Source organism: Isoptericola halotolerans (genome assembly GCF_003003075.1).
Classification (GTDB): Bacteria; Actinomycetota; Actinomycetes; order Actinomycetales; family Cellulomonadaceae; genus Isoptericola; species Isoptericola halotolerans_A.
On sequence record NZ_PVTX01000016.1, the window covers coordinates 1 to 20,319 of the forward strand.

Genomic DNA, 20,319 nt, shown 5'->3' on the forward strand with positions numbered 1-20,319 from the left:
TGTACTGACCCGGCAGGTTGTTGACATAGCGAGAGACCTCCGGGTCGAGTGGGAGCTGTCTAGGAACCCGGCTCGTACCAACGGAGGTCTCTCGTGTCCCACGCTAACGCCCGGCTGACGCCTGCTGGAAGATTCACGATGGTCCGGCGGATCGCGGCAGGTCGCCCGGTGGCGCACGTCGCGGCTGAGATGGGTGTCTCGCGCACCACGGCGTGGCGGTGGTGGCGCCGCTACGAGCAGCAGGGTCGGGCGGGTCTGGTGGATCGCTCCTCACGGCCGCGCTCGTGCCCGCATCGCACCCACGCGTGCACTGAGGCCAGGATCCGGATCTGGCGGCACCTGGCCCGCCGTGGTCCGGTGGATCTGGCTCGCCGGGTCGGGGTGCCAGCCTCCACCGTGGGGCGTGTTCTGGCCCGCCACCACACGCCGTTGTTGCACGAGTGCGACCCGCTCACCGGGCAAGTGATCCGCGCCTCGCGGCGAACGCCGCGCCGCTACGAGCACCCGCATCCGGGATCGCTGGTGCACATCGACGTCAAGAAGCTCGGCCGCATCCCCGATGGCGGCGGGTGGAAGGTTCATGGGCGCGGGCAGCGCCCGCACCGCAAGCGAGGGCTCGGGTTCGACTACGTCCATACCGCGATCGATGACCACTCCCGGCTGGCCTACGCGGAGATCCACGACGATGAGAAGGGCACGACCTGCGCCGGGTTCCTGGCCCGGGCCACGGCGTTCTACGCCGCCCACGGCATCACCATCGAACGGGTCTTGAGCGACAACGCGAAGAACTACCGCCAGTCACACGCGTTCCGCGACGCCGCAGCCGGCCTGGGCATCCGGTTGAAGTTCATCAAGCCGCACTGCCCCTGGACCAACGGCAAGGCCGAACGCCTCAACCGGACCCTGGCCACCGAATGGGCCTACGCCCGGGCCTACGACTCCAACTCCGAGCGCGCCCGCGCCTTGCCGATCTGGCTCGACCACTACAACCTGGAACGACCCCACACCGGCATCGGCGGCCTACGCCCCATCGACCGAATCAACAACGTCCCGAGTCAGTACACCTAGCCCATCGGCAGGACCGTCCGGCGCAGGTGCTCGCCGAGGCGCCTGTCGGGCTCGATCCCGGCGAGCATCGAGCCGAACAGGACCGACTCGCCGATGCGGACGAAGGCGAAGGCGGTCTCGGCCACCGAGAACTGCAAGGGGCCCAGCGCGCCGGACTCCTGCTCGCGGCGGATGAGCGCCGCCCACGCCTCGACGTTGCGCACGTGCACCCGTGCCGTGGCGCCGAACAGGACCCGGGTGGCGTCGACGGGATCGACGGCGAGGTACTTCTGCAGCGGCTCGTCGAGCCTGACCTCGTCGTCGAACCGCTGGGCGATCGCCAGCAGACGACCGACGCCCGTCCTGGCCGCGTCGTCCGCCTCCTGGCGTGCGCGGTCCAGGGTCCGTGCCGCGAGCTGCCACAGCACGTCACCGAGGAGGCGGTCCCGGCTGCCGACGACCCGGTACAGCGTCGCCCTGCTGACCCACAGGTCCTCGGTGAGCTGATCCATCGCCAGTCCCCCGGACGCCGCGAACCGCCGTCTGGCAGCGCGCAGCGCGACCGGGTACGTGATGACGCGGCCTCGGGTGCCGCTCGGTCTCTCTCGGACGTCGACCACGGTGTCGCACCCCTTCTCTGGACGGACGCACAGCATACCGTCCGGTCGGTCTGGCGCGGAGAAGGTCAGACGAGCGACTCCTGCCACGCCGCGTCGAGGGCGGCGAACCGGCCCCGCTGCGCCACGAGCTCCTGCGGTGTCCCGTCCTCGACGACGCGCCCGCCCTCCATGACGAGCACGCGGTCCGCGATGGCGACCGTCGAGAGCCGGTGGGCGATGATGATGGCCGTCCGGTCCGCGAGCAGCGTCTGCAGACCGCGCTGGACCCACCGCTCCCCCGGGACGTCGAGCGAGCTCGTCGCCTCGTCGAGCACCAGCACCGCGGGGTCCGCGAGGAAGGCGCGGGCGAAGCTGAGGAGCTGGCGCTGCCCCGCGGACACGCGACCGCCCCGCTTGTTCACCTCGGTGTCGTAGCCGTCGGGCAGGCTGGTGACCACGTCGTGCACACCGACCGCACGGGCGGCCGCCTCGACCTGTTCGTCGGTGGCGTCCGGGCGGCCCAGCGCGATGTTCTCCCGCACCGTGCCGCTGAAGAGGTACGCCTCCTGCGTCACCATCACCACCGCCCGCCGCAGGTCGGGCGTGGACAGGTCTCGCACGTCCACGCCGTCCAGCAGCACCCGTCCGTCGCTCGCGTCGTAGAACCGCGTGACGAGCTTGGCCAGCGTCGACTTCCCCGCCCCCGTGGAGCCCACGAGCGCGACGGTCTGCCCGGCGGGGATCGTCAGGTCCAGCCCGGGCAGCACCACCGGCCCCGCGCCGTACCGGAAGGTGACGTCCGCGAGCCGCACCTCGCCGCGGGCCTTGCGCAGCGGCGTCGGACGCTGCGGCTCGGCGACGGTCGGTTCCTCGGCGAGCAGCCCGGACACCTTCTCCAGCGCGGCCACGGCGGACTGGAGGGCGTTGTAGAACATGCCGAGCTGCTGGATGGGCTGGAAGAAGCGCTTGACGTACAGCAGCACGGCGACCAGCGCGCCGAGCTCGAGCTGTCCCTCGAAGACGCGCCACCCGCCGTAGGCGAGCGCCGCCGCCACCGTGACGTTGCCGATCAGCACGAGTCCCGGCTGGTAGCGGCCGTTGACGCCGAAGATTCGCAGGTTCGCGTCGCGGTACTCCTCGCCGAGGCGGGCGTACTCGGCCTGGGTGGTGGGCTCACGCCGGAACGCCTGCACCGCCCGCATCCCCGTCATCGTCTCGACGAACTTCACGATGAGCCGTGCCGAGGCGCTGCGCTGCTCGCGGTAGTGGCGCTGCGAACGTCGCTGGAACCAGCGGGTCAGCAACCAGGCGGGGACGAGGGCGGCCGTCAGCACCAGGCCCGACCGCCAGTCCACGACGAAGAGCGCCGCCCCGGTGAACACCATGAGCATGAGGGAGGACACGACGCCCGTCAGCCCCCCGTCGAAGAGCTCGCGGAGCGCCTCCAGGTCCGAGGTCTGGCGGCTGATGACGCGTCCCGAGGTGTACGACTCGTGGAACTCGAGCGAGAGGCGCTGGGTGTGCCGGAACACCCGACGACGCAGCTCGAGCAGCACGCTCTGGGCGACGCGGGCCGCGGCCCGGACGTAGGCACCGGCGCAGATCCCACCCAGCACCGCGGCCGCGACGTAGGCGCCGCCGATCGCCGCGAGGCGAGCGGGGTCGCCGTCCCGGAGCGCCGGCAGCGCGGTGTCGATCGCCGCCTGGACCAGGAGCGGCCCGGCCACCTGGCCCAGCGTCCCGACCACGATCAGCAACCCGGCCCAGGCGAGCGGGCGCCACCGCGGGCGCAGCAGCTCGCCGAGGAGCCGCAACGAACGGCGTCGCACCGCGCGCGACGTCGTCCGGTCGAGGAGCGCCGCGTCGTCGGCGTGGACGTCGCGAGGGTCCGGGCGGGCCGGTGGCGTGCTGGACGTCGCGGTCATCGGGTCGCCTCCGGCTCGTGGTCGTGCTCGCTGCTCTGCCAGTCCGCCTCGAGCGAGGCGATGACGTAGCGGTAGTGGTCGTCGGCGGCGAGGAGCTCTCGGTGCGTGCCCACCGCCCGGATGCGCCCCTCGGCGAGGACGGCCACCCGGTCCGCGAGCGCCACCGTGGACGGCCGGTGGGCGACGATGAGGCTGGTGGTGCGTTCGAGCACCTGGCGCAGCCGGGCCGTGACGGCCTCCTCGGTGGTCACGTCCAGAGCGGAGAGCGGGTCGTCCAGGACGAGCACCCGGGGCCGCGCGGCGACGGCCCGGGCGAGGGCGAGACGCTGGCGCTGGCCGCCGGACAAGGAGAGGCCCTCTTCGCCGATGCGCGTGTCGACGCCGTGCGGCAGGTCGTGGACGAACCCGGCCTGGGCGACCTCGGCGGCCTCGTGCAGCCGCTCCTCGCGCGCCTCGGGGGGCAGGTCGTCGTCGACGCCGAGGAGCACGTTGTCCCGTACCGACGCCGAGAACAGGGTGGGGTCCTCGAAGGCGACGGCGACGGCCCGGCGTACGTCGTGGCGGCGCAGGTGGCGCACGTCGTGCCCGTCGATCTCCACGGCGCCCGTGGTGACGTCGGCGAGGCGCGGGACCAGCATCGCGAGGGTGGACTTGCCGGACCCGGTCAGCCCGACGAGCGCCGTCGTGGTGCCGGCGGGCAGCTCGAGGTCGACGCCGGCGAGCACGGGTTCCTGGGCGTCGTCGTACCGGAAGCCCACGTCGCGCAGGACGACGTGTCCGCGGCCCTCGCCCAGCTCGACGGGGTCGACGGGGTCGGTCAACGGGTTGGGGGTGTCCATGACCTCGAAGTAGCGGTCCACGGCGGTGCGGGCGTTGAGCGTCATGGACAGCGTCATGCCGAGGTCGACGACGGGTCCGTTGACGACGGCCGCGGTGAGGAAGAACGCGACGAGCGCCCCCACGCTGAGCTGCCCCTCGGCCGCCTGCCACACCCCGAGCACCAGGCACACGGCGAGCGTCAGCTCGGGGATGAGCTGCAGCGCGGTGGTGACGGTCGCCTGGTTGCCGGCCTTGCGGATCTCCGTGCGACGCAGCTCCTCGGCCTGCCCCGAGAACGACTCGAGCGCGTCCTCACCGCGGCCGAAGGCCTTGAGCACGCGGATGCCGTGCACCGACTCCTCGACGGTGTTGGCGAGGTCGCCGGACTGGTCCTGCGAGAGCCGGGCGATCACGCGGTAGCGCCGCGAGAAGCGGAAGGCGATGATCGTCACCGGGATCGCGCCGGCGAGGTAGACCAGGCCCAGCCAGCCCGCGGTGGCCAGGAGGAGCGCGACACCCACGGCGATCGTCACCGTGCTGACCACGAGCTGCAGCAGCCCGAAGACGAGCCACCGTCGCAGCAGGCCCAGGTCCCCCATCGAGCGGCTCAGCAGCTGGCCGCCGGACCACCGGTCGTGGAACGCCGCGGGGAGCTGTTGCAGGTGGCGGAACAGCTGCGTGCGCAACGCGGCCTCGACCCGGGTGCCGGGGTACATCACGAGGTTGCGGCGCAGCAGGATGAGCCCCGCCTCGGTCACGCCGAGGCCGAGGACGGCCAGCGTCGGCCAGAGGAGCGCCGCGTAGTCGTGGGCGGCGACGCCCTGCGCGAGCGGGCCCTCCACGAGGCGCTGGAGCACGCGCGGGATGGCGAGCGCGGCGAGGCTCGCGCCGAGGGAGGCGAGGAGCCCGGCGACGAGGCGCGGCAGCGCCGGACGGACGGCGGGCAGCAGCCGCAGCACCGAGGCGATCGTGCCGAGCTGGGAACCCGCGGGCGCGGGACGTTCTGGCGGGACGGGTGGCATCGCCGCCATTCTCCCACCGAGCACCGACATGCTTGCCCGGGGCATGATCTGCGGGTGACCCGATTCGACCTCGCGCACTGGGACCTGTACAACGCCGACCAGGTGGGGCGCGCGCCGCGGCAGCTGTGCCGCGACCTGCTCGCGCGCGCCGGGGAGGGTGCGGGCCGGCAGGCCGTCGACCTCGGCGCCGGCAGCGGGGTGGAGGCCGCGGCGCTCGTGCGCGCGGGATGGCGGGTGCTCGCCGTGGACCCGGCGCCGGCGACGGCGGACCTGGTGCCGCGTCAGGTCCCCCCGGCGCTCCGGGCGGGCCTGCAGGTGCGGGTCGCCGCCGTCCAGGACGTGTTCCCGCTCCCGGGCGCCCACCTGGTCCACGCCTCCTACGCCCTGCCCTTCGTGCCGCCGTCGCAGTTCGCCCGCGTCTGGGACGGCGTCCGCGCCGCGCTCGCACCGGGCGGCTGGCTCGGGGTCACGCTCTTCGGCGAGCGCGACGGCTGGGCGACGGACCCGGCCATGGCGGACGTGCTGACCTTCCACCCCTGGGCGGAGGTCGACCGGCTGCTCGACGGCCTGGACGTGCTGGTCGTCGACGAGCGGGAGCACGACGGCCCCGCGTTCGGTGGGACGAAGCACTGGCACACCTTCGAGGTCGTCGCGCGCAGGCTGCGCTGAGCTCTTGACGCTGTCGGACCATCGGTGCCGCTGTCCCGCTGAACCGTCGGAGCCCGGCGTCACCCCAGCCCGTACGATGCCCGGCATGGATGGCGTGCAGCTGGTCGGTGTGGTGACGGGCGTGGTGCTGGTGGTCGTGGCGGGGCTGGCGCTCGTGCTCCGCGGGCGACGCCGGCGGGAGCGGCGGCGCGAGGCGGACCGGACCGAGCTCGACCGGCTCGCCACGGCGGCCGGGTCGGCGCTGGTCGGGACCGACGAGCGCGCCCGGCTGGCCGAGGACGAGCTGTCCTTCGCCGTGGCGGAGCTCGGCGAGCCGGCCACCGCCGAGGCCGGCCCGGCGCTGCGGCGGGCGCGCGAGCACCTGCGCGAGGCGTTCCACCTCAACCAGCTCCTGCACGACCACGTACCCGACACCGACGTGGAGCGCCGCGAGTGGTCGGGTCGCATCGTGGAGCTGTGCCGCACCGCCGGAGCGGCGCTCGACGACCTCGACGCCGGGCTGGCGGACCGGCGTCGCGCCGCCCGCTCGACGCCGGAGGCGATCGACCGGGTCGAGGCGCGCGTCGCGGCCGTGCGAGAGGCCATCGGGCCGGCCCGCGCCGACGTCGAGCGGCTGCGCACCGACTACACGGACCACGCGCTCGCGCCCGTGGCGGACAACCCGGCGCAGGCGGGCCGGCTGCTGGACTTCGCCGCCCGCAGTGCGGCCGCCGCCCGCCGCCGGCTCGCCTCGCAACAGGTCGCAGAGGCCGTGGCCGGAACGCGGGCCGCCGAGGAGTCCGTGCTGCGCGCCGAGGGTCTGCTCGCCGCCGTCGACGGCTTCGAGGCCGAGGCGCTGCAGGCCGAAGCCGCTCTCGGGGCGCTCGTCGCCGAGTCGCGCACCGAGCTCGCCCAGGCGCGCGCCATGCCGGCGGCCCGGCGTCGGGGGGCCGTCGACCTCGCGGCCGACGCCCTCGAGGAGGCCCTGCGGACGCTGCCGGGGCCCGGGGATCCCACCGACCCCGTCGCCGCCCTGACCCGGCTGCGGCAGGCCAACACCGCCCTGGACGACGCCGTGCGAGACCGGATCGAGCAGGACGAGCGGTCCCGGCGAGCCTCGGCGCAGCGCGGCCCCGCCCTCGACGACGCGGCCCGCCAGGTGGCTGCGGCCCGTGCCCTCGTGGACGACTACCGCGCGCCGGTGGGTCCCGACGCGCGCACCCGGCTCGCCGAGGCGGAGCGTGAGCTCACCGCGGCACGGAACGCCACCCATGCCGAGTCCGCGGTCGACCAGGCCCGCCGGTCCGCAGCCTTGGCCGCGGAGGCCGCCGATCTCGCCCGCCGCGACGTCTCGCACGCCGGCCGCCACCAGCCGTGGGACGCCCGACGGTCCGCACCGGCCGGACGCGCGGGCTCGGGGGCGTTCGGCGCCGTCCTGGGCGGCATGGTGCTCGGCGGCATCCTGGACGAGATCGGCGACCTCGGCGACCTGTTCGACTGACGGCCGACCGGGCACCGCCGGCCGTCACCCCTCGACGAGCGCCTCGCGCAAGGCCCAGAAGTGGTCGACCGGTCCGCGACCGCCGCCGACCTCGAGGGCGGGACCCGCGGTGATGGCCCCCGCCAGCCAGGACTTGGTCTCTCGCAGCGCCCGCTCCCAGCTGCCGTGCCGGGCGTACCGGGTGACCAGCCCGCTGGACAGCGAGCACCCCGTGCCGTGCGTGCTCGAGACCCGCACGCGCTGCCCCGGGAGCTCGGCCACGACGCCGCGCGGCCCGACGAGTGCGTCCGGGACCTCGTCGCCCGCGAGGTGGCCCCCCTTGGCCACCACGAGCACGTCGTGCCGGTCGGCCAGCCGGAGCGCCTGGTCGAGCACACCGTCCCACGACGGCGCGTCGGCGTCGCCCAGGAGGACGGCGAGCTCCGGCACGTTGGGCGTGACGACGTCCGCACGGTCGAGCAGCCCGCGCACCGCGTCCTCGGCGGCGGGCTCCAGCAGGCGGTCGCCCGAGGTGGCGACCATGACGGGGTCGACGACCACGGGCGGACGACCCGCCGGTCCGCTGCCGTCCAGCCACCGGGCGACCACCTCCGCCACCTCGGCCGACGCGAGCATCCCGATCTTGACCCCGTCCATCGCGACGTCGGCACGGAGCGTGTCGAGCTGCTGGGCGAGGAACGACGGCGGTGGCACGTGCACCGCGCTGACCCCGCGGGTGCTCTGCGCGGTCAGCGCCGTGACCGCGGCCATCCCGTAGCCGCCGGCCGCCGCCACCGCCTTCAGGTCCGCCTGGACCCCGGCACCGCCGGACGGGTCCGAGCCCGCGACGGACAGCACGCGCGGGACGGGACGGGGTCGCCACGGTGGGCGGGCGGCGGCGGGCAGGGTCGACGGCATGGGCGACATCCCTTCGTCAGTGCGGACTGCATCAGGTTCGACGGGTGTGATCTCAGCTCCCGGTGGGCGCACCCCGTGTCGTGAGGACACGGTACCGGCCGCCGCCACGGCCTGAGACGGTGTCTCGGCCCGGTCTCGACGGTGACGGACCGGCGATCCTGCCGATGCCGCCGTGCCCGTGCGCCCCGCACGCTGGCCGGGCAGCAACACGGCTCCGTCGAGGAGCCCCGTCAGAGAGGACGAACGATGCAGCACTCCATCAGCACCTCGAAGACCCGGCAGCGGGTCACCGCCGTCCTGGCCTCGCTCGCCGTCGCCGTGGGGGTCGGCATCGCGGCCGGCCCGGCCGCGCACGGCGCGGACAACCCCCACGAGCGGGGCCCGGACCCGACCGAGTCCAGCATCGAGGCGCTCCGCGGCAGCTATGCGGTCTCCGAGCGCTCCGTCTCGCGCTGGGTCTCCGGGTTCGGTGGCGGGACGATCTACTACCCGACCACGACCAGCGACGGCGACTTCGGAGCCGTGGTGATCTCGCCCGGGTACACCGGCACGGAGAGCACCGTCGCGTGGCTCGGCCCCCGCCTCGCGTCCCAGGGCTTCGTGGTCCTGACGATGGCCACGAACTCGATCTACGACCAGCCCGACTCCCGGGCCCGCCAGCTCCAGGCCGCTCTCGACTACCTCACCGCCTCGAGCCCGGTGGCGGACCGCATCGATGCCGACCGGCTCGCGCTGATGGGCCACTCGATGGGTGGCGGGGGCACCCTGCGCGCCGTGGACGACAACCCCGACATCAAGGCCGCCATCCCCATGACCCCGTGGCACCCGCAGAAGGACTGGTCGTCGGTGAGCACCCCGACGCTGATCTTCGCGGCGGAGAACGACTCCGTCGCCCGCCACGAGACGCACGCCGAGCCGTTCTACGAGTCCTTCGAGCAGGACCTGCCCAAGGCGTACCTCGAGCTCGACGGGGCCAGCCACTTCGCACCCAACACCTCCAACACCACGATCGCGAAGTACTCGATCTCCTGGCTCAAGCGGTTCGTGGACGACGACACGCGGTACACGCCGTTCCTCTGCCCCGGTCCGTCGACGGGGTGGCTCTCGGACGTCGAGAAGTACGAGAGCTCGTGCCCGTTCTGAGCGGGCCCTGACCGGGCCGGGACGGGCGACCGGGCCCGGCGGCGGGCGGACGCACCGGTGCGTCCGCCCGCCGGTGTGTGCAATATGCCCTGTGCCGCGGCACACCGTTGCCGCACGACCCCGGTGAGCCGGCACACGCAGCGGTGGCGCCGGCGACCGGCAGTCCTAGCCTCACGGCATGCAGAGCACAGCGGCACGTGGGCGGACCGAGCTCGCCCGTGGGCTACGCCTCCAGGCCGACGGCCCCGCGCTCGACGCCTACGCCAGCCTCCGCCTGGCGCGCTCGGCGCTCGTCGCAGAACCCGGGCCGGCGCTGACCGCCGTCCAGGCCGCCGCCGCGGCCGCATGGACCGCCGGGGACCGCACCGCGTGCGTCGAGGCGCTGACCGCCGCGGCCGGGCTGCCCGATGACGGGGCACCGCTCGGGGCACCCGACGGCACGGCGCAGGACTACGTCGCCGGTCTGCTGGCGCTGCTGCGCGGCCGCTCCGCGGAGGCCGCCGGACCCTTGCGGCGCGTGGTGCGCACGGCGCTCACCGGGCACGAGCCCGAGGCTCTGCTGCTCGCGGCGGCCGCGGCGCTGCTCACCGGTGACGTCCCGGACGCCTGCCGTGCGGGCTCGCGCGCGCTGGCCGCCGCCCGGGCGGCCGGCGACGACGCGCTGGTCGCCCGGGCCGCGGAGCACCTGGCCTACGCCGAGCTGAGGGCCGGACGACACGCCGAGGCGCGCGAGCACGCCCTGGCCGGGCTGCGTGCGGCGCAGCGGTCGTCGCGCGCCAACACCGCTGCCCACCACCACGCCGTGCTGGCCCTGACGGCGTCGGTCCAGGGACCGCTGAGCGACGTGACGCGGCACGCCACGACCGCCCTGGCGACGGCACGCCGCCACGGGCTCGCCCAGCCCGTCACCCTGGCCGAGTGGGCGCTCGCCCGGGCCGAGCTCGTCGAGGGCCGGCCCGCCGACGCGGCCGGCCGGCTCGTGACGCTCCTGGCCCCGTCCGACGGCGGGGCCCACTTCGCCCTGCGCGGCCTGGTGCTGCCGACGCTCGTCGAGGCAGCCGTCGGCGCGGGTGACCGCGCCACGGCTCGGGCCGCGCTGCCCGAGCTCACCGCGTGGGGACGGTCCGCGTCCGACCCGCAGTCGCCGGCCCTGCTGCTGCGCTGCGCCGCCCTGCTCGCCGCCTCCGACGCCGAGGCGGACGCACGGTTCCACGAGGCGCACGTGGCGCACCTCGCGTCCGGCGGCACCTTCGAGGCCGCGCGGACGCTGCTGCTGCACGGGAGCCGGCTGCGTCGCCGTCGTCGTCCGAGCGATGCCCGGGACCGCCTGCGCGACGCCCTGCGGCTCTTCGAGCGCGCCGGCGCCGACCCGTGGGCGGACCGCACGCGCACCGAGCTGCGGGCCGCCGGGGGTGCGCAGCACCGCCCGGCTCCCGGGGACCTGACCGGCCTCACGCCGCACCAGCTGCGGATCGCCCGCCGCGTCGCCGCCGGGGACACGAACCGCGAGATCGCCGAACGCCTGTCGGTGAGCGTCCGGACGGTCGACTGCCACCTGCGCAACATCTTCGTCGCCCTCGGTGTCCGCTCGCGCGTGGAGCTCGCGCGGCAGGTACCCCCGGCCACGGGGCCGGCCTCGCCCTAGAGACCGACCAGGCGGTATGTCATGCTGTCGCCTGGTGGGACGACGCCGGGGTCGTCCGCGAGGAGGATCCATGTCCGACGTCACCGCCCTGACCGCGCCGCCTGCCCCGCGCGCCGGTGCCCCGCGCGACAGCCTCTGGTCACGGCACCGCGCCGTCTCCGCCCTGCTGGACGGTTCCTGCCTGCTGGCCGAGCTGCGGCCGACCGCGGCCGCGCTCGCCATGCCGGTCGCGGGCCGCTACCAGGTGGTCGCGCTCGAGGGACGAGGTCCGGCAGCTCGCGCGGCCGGCCGCGCGACGGTCGCCCGCCGCGCCGCCCGGGTGCACTGGCACAGCTCGCAGCCCGTCGAGCTCGGGATCGTCCTGCTCGACGCCGGCTCCGACGCCGCGGGGCCGGCCGAGCTCGGCCCGCTGCCCGCCGGGGTGCGCCTCGGCGTCGGGATGCCCGTGGACGGGCTGACCGCCCTCGCCGACAGCCGCCGGCAGGCCGAGACGGCCCTGGGGCTGTGCCCGCCGTGCGGCGGAGCGGTCCGCCTGGCCGACCACCTGCCGGCGGCGCTGCTGAGCGTCGACCCGACCCTCGCCCGCCAGGTCCGTGACCAGGTGCTGGGCCCGCTCGGCCGCGCCGGCCACGACCGGGAGACCCTGCTGGACACGTTCGCGGTCTGGTTGGCCACCGACGGCTCGGCTCAGGAGGCGGCGCGACGGCTCGGCTGCCACCGCAACACCGTGACCAACCGCCTGCGCCGGATCGAACACCTCACCGGACGCCGCGTGGACCGCCCGCGGGACCTCGTCGATCTCACGCTCGCCCTGCACGCCCTGCACGCCGGGCCTGGTCCCGCGGCGTCCGACCCCGCGGGGCGCGACGGCTGCAGCTAGGAGCCGGAGCTGGAGCCCGGGATCACGTGGCGCAACGCGTCCTCGAGGGTGACCACGCCGAGCGGAAGCGGCCCGTCCATCACCACGGCGAGCTGCTCGCCGGCGCGTCGCATCCCGGTCAGCGCCTCGTGCACCGGCAGGTCAGGTCGCACGACGTGGGCGGGCCGCGCCAGCTCACGTGCCCGGCGGTCGAGCGGCTCGAGGAGCGTGTCCCGAACGTGCACGACGTCCGGCGCACCGCCGCCGTCGGCCCGGACCAGGACCCGCAGGTGCCCGGATGCCCGCGATATCTCCTGGATGTCGGCCACCGTCGCCGTCGGCGGGACGGCCGTCACGGGCGCACCGGGCGTCAGGAACGACGAGACCGGCCGGGCCGTGAGGTCCAGCGCCCCGGACAGCGGGCTGCGGATCGAGGCGTCAATCGTCCCGACCTCGGCCGAGTGCTCCACGAGATGGCGGATCGTCGCCGCGTCCTGCCCGCCGACGGCTGCCCGGTCCACCGGCCGCACACCGGTTGCCGACACCAGCCGGTTGGCGACCTGGTTGATCCACAGCAGCAGCGGGCGGAACACCCACACGAACGCACGCGCCGGCGGGGAGACGAGGATCGCCGCTCGCTCCGGGTGGGCGATCGCCCACGACTTGGGTGCCATCTCCCCCACCACCAGGTGCAGGAACGTCACCAGCAGGAGCGAGAAGGCGAACGAGGCGGAGTCCGCCAACCAGCCGGGCAGCCCCCAGGACGCGAGGATCGGCGCGAGCCAGTAGTCGACCGCCGGCTTCGTCACGGCACCGAGCGCGAAGGTGCACGCCGTGATGCCGAGCTGAGCGCCCGCGAGCATCACGGTCAGCTCGTGGGAGGCCCGCAGGGCTGATCGAGCGCCACGGCTCGACGCCGCGACCTCCTCCAGGCGATGCCGCCGAGCGCCCAGGAGCGCGAACTCGATGACGACGAAGAACGCGCTGAGCGCGATGAGCCCCGTCGTGGCCAGGACGACGATCCACGCGTCACTCATCGGGCACCTTCCCGTCCGTCACGGTCACCGTCAGGGTCGCGCTCACCGTCACCCTCACCGTCGCCGGGAGCGTCCAGCGACACGCGGACCACGGCCGGCACCCGTCGGTCGACCTCGAGCACCTCGGCGTGCAGCAGGCGCCGGACCGGCTCCTCCAGGGCCAGGTCCGCGGGGTCGACCGGCAGCTGGACGTCGATCGACTCCCCGACCTCGGGCAGACCCCCGGACGAGGCGATCAGCAGACCGGCGAGCGTCTCGTAGTCGCCGCGCGGCAGGTCGTGACCGATGGCACGCTCGACCTCGTCGAGGTGGACGTCACCGTCCATCCGCCATGCGTGCGGGCCGTCGGGCTCGACGACCTCGTCGGCGTCGACGTCGTGCTCGTCGGTGAGCTCGCCGACGATCTCCTCGCCGAGGTCCTCGAGCGTCAGGATCCCCGCGAAGCCTCCGTACTCGTCGATGACGCACGCCAGCTCGTCGTGCTCCGCGGAGAGCTCCGCCAGGGCGTCCGGCAGGCTCATCAGCGTCGGTACGACGATGGCCGGCCGCATGATCCGTGAGACCGGCAGGTCCTCGTCGGGCGCCGCCAGCACGTCCAGGAGATGCACGACGCCGACCGGCTGGTCCTCGGCCGAGGTCACCGGGTACCGCGTGTGCGCCGCCGCCATGAGGGCCCGGACCTCACCGACCGTGGCATCTTCGTCGACGGAGTCCACCCGCGAGCGCGGCACCATCGCGTGCTCGACGTCGCGCCCCGGGAAGTCGAGGATCCGGTCGAGCATCATCGACAGGTCCTCGGGCAGGTCGCCGCTCTGGCGCGAGTCCGCCACGATGTGCTCGAGGTCGCGCGCCGTCGCGCTGGAGTCCACGTCGTGCACCGGCTCGATCCGGATCAGCCGCAGCAGCGCGTTGGCGGCGTGGTCGAACACCGTGATCAGCCACCCGAAGGCCGCGAGGTAGATCTGCGTCGACCGGGCGAGCCGACGCGCCAGGGGCTCGGGGTCCGCGATCGCCAGGTTCTTCGGGAACAGCTCGCCGAAGATCATCTGCAGCACGGTCGAGGCGGCGAGCGCCAGCACCGTCCCGGCCGCGATGCTCACCCCCGCGGGGACGCCCACGACGCCGAGGATCTCGGCGAGGCTCTCGCCGACCAGCGGCTCGGCGACGTACCCGACCATCAGGCCGGTGACGGTGATGCCGAGCTGTGCCCCGGAGAGCATGAACGAGGTCCGGCGCGTCACGGCCAGGGCGCGCGCCGCGGTGGCGTCACCGGCGTCGGCCTGGGCGCCGAGCCGTGAGCGGTCCACCGACATGTAGGCGAACTCCTGGGCCACGAAGTAGCCGTTCGCCGCGATCACCACGGCGATGACCACGAAGCCGAGGAGCAACGTGGCCACGGTGATCAGCAACGGGCACCGCCGTCGGTCCAGGCGCCGGCGGTGCCCGGCCTATCGTCGCTGTCTGCGGATGTCGCAGGCTTGCTCACGGTACGTTCTACGCCTCCCAGCGGTGTCGTCTGGGCAGGATCCTAGCTCAGCCGCGCTCCTGCGCCCGGACCGACAGCACCAGGCGCAGGACGTTGCGCGCCGTCCGCTGGAGCTCGCCGAGCGTGATCCCGTCCGGCGTCCCGAGCGACTCCAGCAGCGACCCGTCGCCGGTCTGGACCTCCCGCCCCCAGGCTCCCGGCATGTTGACGTCGACCTGCGCGCGCACCCGGTAGGCGTCGTTGCGCAGCTGCGGGAAGTCCGGGTCGACGGCTTCGCGCAGCCACCAGTCGGTCATCACCGCGCCGTCGAAGCCCCACTCGCCGCGCAGCACCGTCGTGACCAGGTCGTGGTGGTAGTGGCCCCAGGTGCCGTTGATCTTGTTGTACGAGGTCATGATCGTCCGCGGCGCGGCGGTCGTGACGCAGATCTCGAAGCCGCGCAGGTAGATCTCCCGCAGCGCACGCTCGGAGACCCGCGAGTCGTTGTGCTCGCGGTTGGTCTCCTGGTTGTTCGCCGCGAAGTGCTTCGGGCACGCGGCCAGCCCGTCGTGCTGGATCCCGCGGACCGTCGCCGCACCCATGATCCCCGTCAGCAACGGGTCCTCGGAGAAGTACTCGAAGTTGCGCCCGCACAACGGGTCGCGCTGGATGTTCATGCCCGGGGCGAGCAGCACGTGCGAGCCCTTGACCGCCATCTCCTGGGCCAGCAGCGTGTTGAGCCGCTCGACCAGGGCGGGGTTCCAGGTGGACGCCAGCGCCGTCCCGCTGGGCAGCAGCGAGGTGTAGGTGGCCAGCCGGATCCCGGCGGGGCCGTCCGTCGTCGTCAGCGCCCGCACGCCCTTGCCCCGCAGCGAGGCGACCGTGCCGCCCAGCGCACCGGCGTTGCCCGGCGCGCCGAGCGCGGAGTCCATGACGTAGTCACCGCGGCTCAGCGCCTCGAGCTCGTCGTCGTCGAGCTGCGCGAGGAAGGTGTCCAGGTTGGCGTGGCCGCCGGCGACGTCGTCGAGCGTGACGCCCCGGTCCCCGGTGCGCTCCAGCGGGACGGGCAGGTCCGCGAGCACGCGGTCGCGACGGGACACCGTGGACGCCGGCACCTCGTCGTACCCGGCGACCGTGCCGCCGTCGTCCCCGGTGCGTGCCACGAGCCGCTCGAACGTGTGCTGCGGCTGGACGGCCGCGACCTCGCTGAGCCGGCGCACGACCCGCAGTGCCGGGACGTCGACCCCGCCGCAGACCGTCGCGGACCGCACGTCCGTGCCCAGCAGCACCTCGTAGCGCCCGGCCTCCAGGACGTACGCCGACCGGTGACCGGTGACCCCGGCGTCGTCGTAGGCGGCGACGTCGTCCAGGTCGAACCGCAGCTCGAGCCGCTGGGACTCGCCGGGCGCCAGCACCCGCGTCTTGGCGAAGGCGGCCAGGTGCCGGGCGGGCCGGCCCAGCAGACCGTGCGGCGCGCGGACGTAGACCTGGGCGACCTCCGTCCCCTCGCGGGCACCGGTGTTGACGACGTCGACGGGCACGACGACGATCCCGCCCTCGTGCGTGACGCCCGCGCTGCGGACGTCGAACGTGGTGTAGCCGAGCCCGTACCCGAACGGGTACAGGACGTGCTCCGGCGCGAAGGTCTCGAAGTACCGGTACCCGACGTACACGTCCTCGACGTACTCGTTGAAGTCCTCGCCGCCGAAGTGCCCGGCGCTCGGGTAGTGCTCGTAGGCGTCCGCGATCGTGGCGGTGAGCTTGCCGCCGGCCGGCACCACGCCGGTCAGCACGTCGACGACGGCCCGGCCGGACTCCATGCCCCCCTGCCACGCCAGCAGCACGGCGTCGAGGTCGTACTCGCGCGTCCAGGCGAGGTCGATGACGTTGCCCGTGTCGACGACGACGATCGTGTGCTCGAACGTGGTCGAGACGTGGTGCAGCAGGTCGCGCTCGTCGTCCGTGAGGTGGTAGCTGCCCGGCTCGAGCGCCTGTTCGCGCGCCTCGCCGGCGGACCGGCCCACGACCACCAGCGCGAGCGGGGTGCGTCGGGCGACCGCCGCGACGTCGTCCGCCGTCAGGGGCATCTCGGGGTGCGACCGGGGCCAGGTGCCCCACTCGGGATCGGCCTCCACGGGGTGCTCGTCGCACCACGCCTCGTAGCGCGCGGCGAGCTCGGCGTCGACCTCGACGGCGTCGCTGGCGCGCAGGGCGTCGAGGAGGTTCCAGAGGTACGGCGGGCGCACGTCCCCGCCGGAGCCGTAGCCCACCGTGAAGTAGTCGCGCTGGACACGACCGAAGACGGCGATGGTAGCGCTCCCACCCACAGGCAGGAGCGCGTCGTCGTTCTTGAGCAGCACGACGCCCTCGGCCGCCGCACGGCGGCACGTCTCCCCCATGCCCTCGGGGATCCAGCGGTCCTGCGACTGCAGTCGTACCCGGCCCTGGGCGAGCTCGTCGGTGCTGTGCGCGGCCGCGCCGATCCCTGCGTCTCGTTGATTCACGCGCCGTACTCTACGCGGCCGGACGAGGGGCGACCGCCTGGACCGCCCGCCCGTCCGACCTCGCGACTCAGCCCTCGACGACGGTGACGCTGACCTCGATGTTGCCGCGCGTCGCGTTCGAGTAGGGGCACACCTGCTCGGCGGCGTCCGCGAGCGCCTGGGCCTGGTCGGCGGGCAGGTGCGGGACCACGACCTCGAGCTCCACGGCCAGCTCGAAGCCGCCGCGGTCGTCCGGGCCGATGTGCACCCGGGCACCGACCGAGGTGTCCTCGAGGGTCACCTTCTGCGCGCGGGCCACGGCCTGGAGCGCGGAGTGGAAGCAGGCGGCATACCCCGCGGCGAAGAGCTGCTCGGGGTTCGAGCCGTCCCCCGAGCCGCCCATGGGCTTGGGGATCGCCATGTCGAGGTCGACCCGGCCGTCGTCGGAGCGGACGTGGCCGTCACGGCCGGCGCCGGTGGAGAGCGCCTCGGCGGTGTACGCGATGGAGGTGGGCATGGTGGAGTTCCTTCCGTCCGTGGGTGGTGGTGCGTCAAGCCCCGATACGGCGGGGCAGCCGGTCGTTCGCCTCCTGGAGGCGCGCGAGGAGCTCTTCGGCCTCGTCACGCCGACCCGGCATTCGCTCGGCCAGGCACCGCTGGACGTCGGCGAGCTCGGCCCGCAGCCCTCGGCCGGTCTCGGTCAGCGAGACCGACACGACGCGCTCGTCGTCCGCCGTGCGCCGACGTTCGACGAGCTCCCGCGCCTCGAGCCGCTTCACCAGCGGCGACAGCGTGCCCGAGTCCAGGTCGAGCAGGCGTCCGAGCTCTCCGACGGTGAGCGGGACGTCGTGGTTCGCCCAGAGCATCGTCAGGACGATGTACTGCGTGTAGCTGAGCCCCCACGGGGCGAGCAGCTCCTGGTAGATGCGCCCGATCCTGCGCTCCAGCGAGTACACGGCGAAGCAGAGCATCGGGTTCAGGGCCGCGGAGGCTCCGGCGTCGGGCATGGGGAAAACAATGGCACGCAATCTCATTGCGCACAACTTAACGTCGGGGCCCGGCGAGCGGCGACACCGCCACCCCCGCCGCGCGCGAGCCGCCGGTGGCGGCCCTACCGTGGAGCGGTGAGCATCCGGGTCCATGTCCTCGTCCGCGGGGCCGTCCAGGGGGTCGGCTTCCGCGCGGCCGCCGAGCACGCCGCCCGCGACGCGGGCGTCGCCGGCTTCGTCCGCAACCGCACCGACGGCACGCTCGAGGCGGCGCTGGAGGGCGAGCGAGCCGACGTGGACCGGGTGCTCGAGCTCCTGCGCACCGGACCCGACGGTGCGCACGTGACCGGCGTGGAGGTCGAGCAGGTCCCGCTGCGCGACGAACGCTCGTTCGCCGTCCGGTGAGCGCCGTCCGACGGCCTACGCGCTGAGGTCGCCCTCCTGCGCCGCGTGCAGCGTCGCGTACCGGCCACCCGCGGCGAGCAGCTCGGCGTGCGCGCCGACCTCCACCACCCGGCCGCGGTCCAGCACCACGATGCGGTCGGCCCGCCGGATCGTCGACAGCCGGTGCGCCACGACGAGGGTCGTCCGGCCCCGCATGAGGCGGTCGAGCGCGTCGCGCACCGTGGCCTCGGCCTCCGGGTCCAGGGCGCTGGTGGCCTCGTCGAGGAAGAGCATGCGCGGGTCGCGCACGAGCGCTCGGGCGATCGCCAGCCGCTGCCGCTGACCGCCGGACAGCCGGGCTCCACGCTGCCCGACCACCGTGTCCCACCCCGCGGGCAGGGCGCTGACGAACTCCCAGGCGTTCGCGTCCCGCAGTGCGGCGGCGATCCGCTCGTCCGACGGGTCCTCGAGCCCGTAGCCGACGTTGTCGCGGATCGTGCCCTCGAACAGGACGGACTCCTGCGGCACGACGGACACCGAGCGCCGCACGGTGCGCAGGTCCAGACCCGCCATGTCCTGGCCGTCGAGCAGGATCCGACCGGAGGTCGGCCGCACGAACCCCAGGACGAGGTTGAGCAGGGTGGACTTGCCCGAGCCCGAGGACCCGACGAACGCCACCGTCTCGCCGGGACGCACCTCGAGATCGACCGCGTGCAGCGCGTCACCCTCGGACTCGGGGTAGCGGTGCGAGACGTGCTCGATGCGCAGGTGGCCCTCGACGTGGTCGACGACGCGCTTGCCCTCGTTCGCCTCCAGGTCGGGCTCGGCCAGGACCTCGGCGATCGAGCGCATGGACTCCACGCCGCGGGCGGTGACCGGTACGAGGTTGAGGACCTGGGTCAGGCCCTGCGTGAGCAGCCCGAAGTACGTGGACAGCAGGACCACCTCACCCGGGCTGATGACGATGAACCCCGTCAGGGAGACGACGGCGGCGAGCACCAGGCAGCAGACCCCCAGGAACTGCATCGCCACCCAGGACACCGACGCGACCCGCCCGTTGAGCATGTCGAGGTCGAACGCCGCGCGTCGCACGTCGTCGGCGCCGGAAGCCACCCGCGTCGTCGCGGTGCGCTCGAGCCCGTGGGCGCGGGTGACCGGGATGAGCGAGGCCATCTCCCCGACCTGCGTCGCGAACGTCTCCATCTCCCGGCGGAACAGCTCGTTGCGCGACCGCGACCGCTTCGCCATCGTGCGGCGGATCACCAGGGCCGTCGGGATGGCGAGCGCGTAGACCGGGAGGAACTCCGGCACCTTGATCGCCGTCATCGTGACCGCGCCGGCGAGCACCATGACCGCGGAGAGCAGCGGGTGGGTGACCTGCTGGAGCATCAGCTCGACGTTCTCCACGTCCCGCACCACCTTGGACTGCACCAGCGCGGCGCTGGAGCGGGCGTAGTAGCCGATCGACAGGCCCTGCAGGTGCTCGACGAGCGCGTTGCGCAGCCGCGCCCCCGTCCCGCGCACCACCGTCATGAAGTTGCGGGTGTAGACGATGTGGTGGGGGTAGTTCTGGGCGAGCAGCACCGCGGCGAGCGCGAACCAGAGCAGCACCGTGGTCACAGCGCCCCCGTCGGCGACGATGTCGATGACGGCACCGGTGATGACCGGCAGGAACCACAGCGGGATCTCCTTGACCGTGAAGGCGTACAGGGCGACCGCCAGCCGCCTCCGCTGCGTCCCGAGCAGGCGCAGGATCGAGCGGACCGGGCGGGCGCCGTCGACCCGATCGGCGTCGGCGGGGGGGGGAAGGGCTTTCCTGCGCATGCGCCGATCGTATCGATTCACACCGGCGGGCC

Annotated in this window: 17 protein-coding genes and 1 riboswitch; of the genes, 7 read left to right on the plus strand and 10 right to left on the minus strand. The window is 74.1% G+C overall.

Going from position 1 to position 20,319, the window contains the following annotated elements; all coding sequences use genetic code 11:
• Window positions 1–93 precede the first annotated feature (93 nt).
• Entirely contained in the window at window positions 94–1,068 is a 975-nt protein-coding gene (locus BCL65_RS17170; RefSeq protein WP_106269288.1) for an IS481 family transposase, read from the plus strand.
• Here the strand turns inward: BCL65_RS17170 and BCL65_RS17175 are convergent.
• From BCL65_RS17175 to BCL65_RS17185, 3 genes are all read right to left on the minus strand, one after another.
• Entirely contained in the window at window positions 1,065–1,559 is a 495-nt protein-coding gene (locus BCL65_RS17175) for a QsdR family transcriptional regulator (protein ID WP_125206579.1), read from the minus strand. The genes BCL65_RS17170 and BCL65_RS17175 overlap by 4 nt on opposite strands.
• Window positions 1,560–1,732: 173 nt before the next feature.
• The gene (locus tag BCL65_RS17180) at window positions 1,733–3,571 is read right to left on the minus strand and encodes an ABC transporter ATP-binding protein (protein ID WP_106269743.1); all 1,839 of its coding nucleotides are present in this window, start codon (window positions 3,569–3,571) and stop codon (window positions 1,733–1,735) included.
• Window positions 3,568–5,421 carry an ABC transporter ATP-binding protein gene (locus BCL65_RS17185; RefSeq protein WP_106269744.1) on the minus strand — a complete coding sequence of 618 codons (1,854 nt, stop codon included), beginning with the start codon at window positions 5,419–5,421 and terminating at the stop codon, window positions 3,568–3,570. Before BCL65_RS17185 ends, BCL65_RS17180 begins: the two co-directional genes overlap by 4 nt.
• A gap of 45 nt (window positions 5,422–5,466) precedes the next feature.
• Here BCL65_RS17185 and BCL65_RS17190 point away from each other — a divergent pair, with 45 nt between their 5' ends.
• Both BCL65_RS17190 and BCL65_RS17195 read left to right on the plus strand, forming a co-directional pair.
• A complete protein-coding gene (locus BCL65_RS17190) occupies window positions 5,467–6,081 on the plus strand; it encodes a class I SAM-dependent methyltransferase (protein WP_165800070.1) in 615 nt (204 codons plus the stop codon).
• Window positions 6,082–6,166: 85 nt separating this feature from the next.
• Window positions 6,167–7,561, plus strand: coding sequence for a hypothetical protein (locus BCL65_RS17195; protein WP_125206580.1), 1,395 nt, complete (start codon window positions 6,167–6,169; stop codon window positions 7,559–7,561).
• A gap of 24 nt (window positions 7,562–7,585) precedes the next feature.
• On the opposite strand, the gene thiD is transcribed toward BCL65_RS17195, so the two are convergent.
• Window positions 7,586–8,458, minus strand: coding sequence for a bifunctional hydroxymethylpyrimidine kinase/phosphomethylpyrimidine kinase (gene thiD / locus BCL65_RS17200; protein WP_106269747.1), 873 nt, complete (start codon window positions 8,456–8,458; stop codon window positions 7,586–7,588).
• Window positions 8,450–8,544: riboswitch (TPP riboswitch) on the minus strand. (Overlaps the previous gene by 9 nt.)
• Before the next feature lie 160 nt (window positions 8,545–8,704).
• On the opposite strand from thiD, the gene BCL65_RS17205 reads away from it, so the two are divergent.
• The 3 genes from BCL65_RS17205 to BCL65_RS17215 all read left to right on the plus strand — a co-directional run bounded on the left by BCL65_RS17205 (window position 8,705) and on the right by BCL65_RS17215 (window position 12,126).
• Window positions 8,705–9,601 (plus strand): alpha/beta hydrolase family protein, encoded by an 897-nt coding sequence (locus BCL65_RS17205; RefSeq protein ID WP_106269748.1) that lies wholly within the window; start codon window positions 8,705–8,707, stop codon window positions 9,599–9,601.
• 178 nt (window positions 9,602–9,779) lie between these two features.
• On the plus strand, window positions 9,780–11,246 hold the full coding sequence (locus BCL65_RS17210) for a helix-turn-helix domain-containing protein (RefSeq protein WP_106269749.1): 1,467 nt from the start codon (window positions 9,780–9,782) through the stop codon (window positions 11,244–11,246).
• A 70-nt stretch (window positions 11,247–11,316) separates the two neighbouring features.
• The gene (locus tag BCL65_RS17215) at window positions 11,317–12,126 is read left to right on the plus strand and encodes a PucR family transcriptional regulator (RefSeq protein ID WP_106269750.1); all 810 of its coding nucleotides are present in this window, start codon (window positions 11,317–11,319) and stop codon (window positions 12,124–12,126) included.
• Here the strand turns inward: BCL65_RS17215 and BCL65_RS17220 are convergent.
• The 5 genes from BCL65_RS17220 to BCL65_RS17240 form a co-directional block, all read right to left on the minus strand.
• Window positions 12,123–13,142, minus strand: a complete 1,020-nt coding sequence (locus BCL65_RS17220) for a hemolysin family protein (protein WP_106269751.1) — start codon at window positions 13,140–13,142, stop codon at window positions 12,123–12,125. The two genes, BCL65_RS17215 and BCL65_RS17220, sit on opposite strands and share 4 nt — an antisense overlap.
• Window positions 13,139–14,548 (minus strand): hemolysin family protein, encoded by a 1,410-nt coding sequence (locus BCL65_RS17225; RefSeq protein ID WP_243401160.1) that lies wholly within the window; start codon window positions 14,546–14,548, stop codon window positions 13,139–13,141. Before BCL65_RS17225 ends, BCL65_RS17220 begins: the two co-directional genes overlap by 4 nt.
• Before the next feature lie 127 nt (window positions 14,549–14,675).
• Window positions 14,676–17,111: a beta-glucosidase gene (locus BCL65_RS17230; protein ID WP_243401159.1), complete on the minus strand. Its 2,436-nt coding sequence runs from the start codon at window positions 17,109–17,111 to the stop codon at window positions 14,676–14,678.
• A gap of 67 nt (window positions 17,112–17,178) precedes the next feature.
• Entirely contained in the window at window positions 17,179–17,607 is a 429-nt protein-coding gene (locus BCL65_RS17235) for an organic hydroperoxide resistance protein (protein ID WP_106269754.1), read from the minus strand.
• Window positions 17,608–17,641: 34 nt separating this feature from the next.
• The gene (locus BCL65_RS17240) at window positions 17,642–18,097 is read right to left on the minus strand and encodes a MarR family winged helix-turn-helix transcriptional regulator (protein ID WP_106269755.1); all 456 of its coding nucleotides are present in this window, start codon (window positions 18,095–18,097) and stop codon (window positions 17,642–17,644) included.
• Between the two features lie 117 nt (window positions 18,098–18,214).
• Here BCL65_RS17240 and BCL65_RS17245 point away from each other — a divergent pair, with 117 nt between their 5' ends.
• On the plus strand, window positions 18,215–18,484 hold the full coding sequence (locus BCL65_RS17245) for an acylphosphatase (protein WP_106269756.1): 270 nt from the start codon (window positions 18,215–18,217) through the stop codon (window positions 18,482–18,484).
• A 15-nt stretch (window positions 18,485–18,499) separates the two neighbouring features.
• On the opposite strand, the gene BCL65_RS17250 is transcribed toward BCL65_RS17245, so the two are convergent.
• Window positions 18,500–20,287 carry an ABC transporter ATP-binding protein gene (locus tag BCL65_RS17250; RefSeq protein ID WP_106269757.1) on the minus strand — a complete coding sequence of 596 codons (1,788 nt, stop codon included), beginning with the start codon at window positions 20,285–20,287 and terminating at the stop codon, window positions 18,500–18,502.
• Between the last annotated feature and the right edge of the window lie 32 nt (window positions 20,288–20,319).

Coding starts and splice junctions, on each gene's coding strand:
- BCL65_RS17210 (WP_106269749.1), top strand. CDS start 9,780: ATGCAGAGCACAGCGGCACGTGGGCGGACCGAGCTCGCCCGTGGGCTA.
- BCL65_RS17220 (WP_106269751.1), bottom strand. CDS start 13,142: ATGAGTGACGCGTGGATCGTCGTCCTGGCCACGACGGGGCTCATCGCG.
- BCL65_RS17185 (WP_106269744.1), bottom strand. CDS start 5,421: ATGGCGGCGATGCCACCCGTCCCGCCAGAACGTCCCGCGCCCGCGGGT.
- BCL65_RS17235 (WP_106269754.1), bottom strand. CDS start 17,607: ATGCCCACCTCCATCGCGTACACCGCCGAGGCGCTCTCCACCGGCGCC.
- BCL65_RS17250 (WP_106269757.1), bottom strand. CDS start 20,287: ATGCGCAGGAAAGCCCTTCCCCCCCCCGCCGACGCCGATCGGGTCGAC.
- BCL65_RS17215 (WP_106269750.1), top strand. CDS start 11,317: ATGTCCGACGTCACCGCCCTGACCGCGCCGCCTGCCCCGCGCGCCGGT.
- BCL65_RS17175 (WP_125206579.1), bottom strand. CDS start 1,559: ATGGATCAGCTCACCGAGGACCTGTGGGTCAGCAGGGCGACGCTGTAC.
- BCL65_RS17195 (WP_125206580.1), top strand. CDS start 6,167: ATGGATGGCGTGCAGCTGGTCGGTGTGGTGACGGGCGTGGTGCTGGTG.
- BCL65_RS17180 (WP_106269743.1), bottom strand. CDS start 3,571: ATGACCGCGACGTCCAGCACGCCACCGGCCCGCCCGGACCCTCGCGAC.
- BCL65_RS17205 (WP_106269748.1), top strand. CDS start 8,705: ATGCAGCACTCCATCAGCACCTCGAAGACCCGGCAGCGGGTCACCGCC.
- BCL65_RS17240 (WP_106269755.1), bottom strand. CDS start 18,097: ATGCCCGACGCCGGAGCCTCCGCGGCCCTGAACCCGATGCTCTGCTTC.
- thiD (WP_106269747.1), bottom strand. CDS start 8,458: ATGCCGTCGACCCTGCCCGCCGCCGCCCGCCCACCGTGGCGACCCCGT.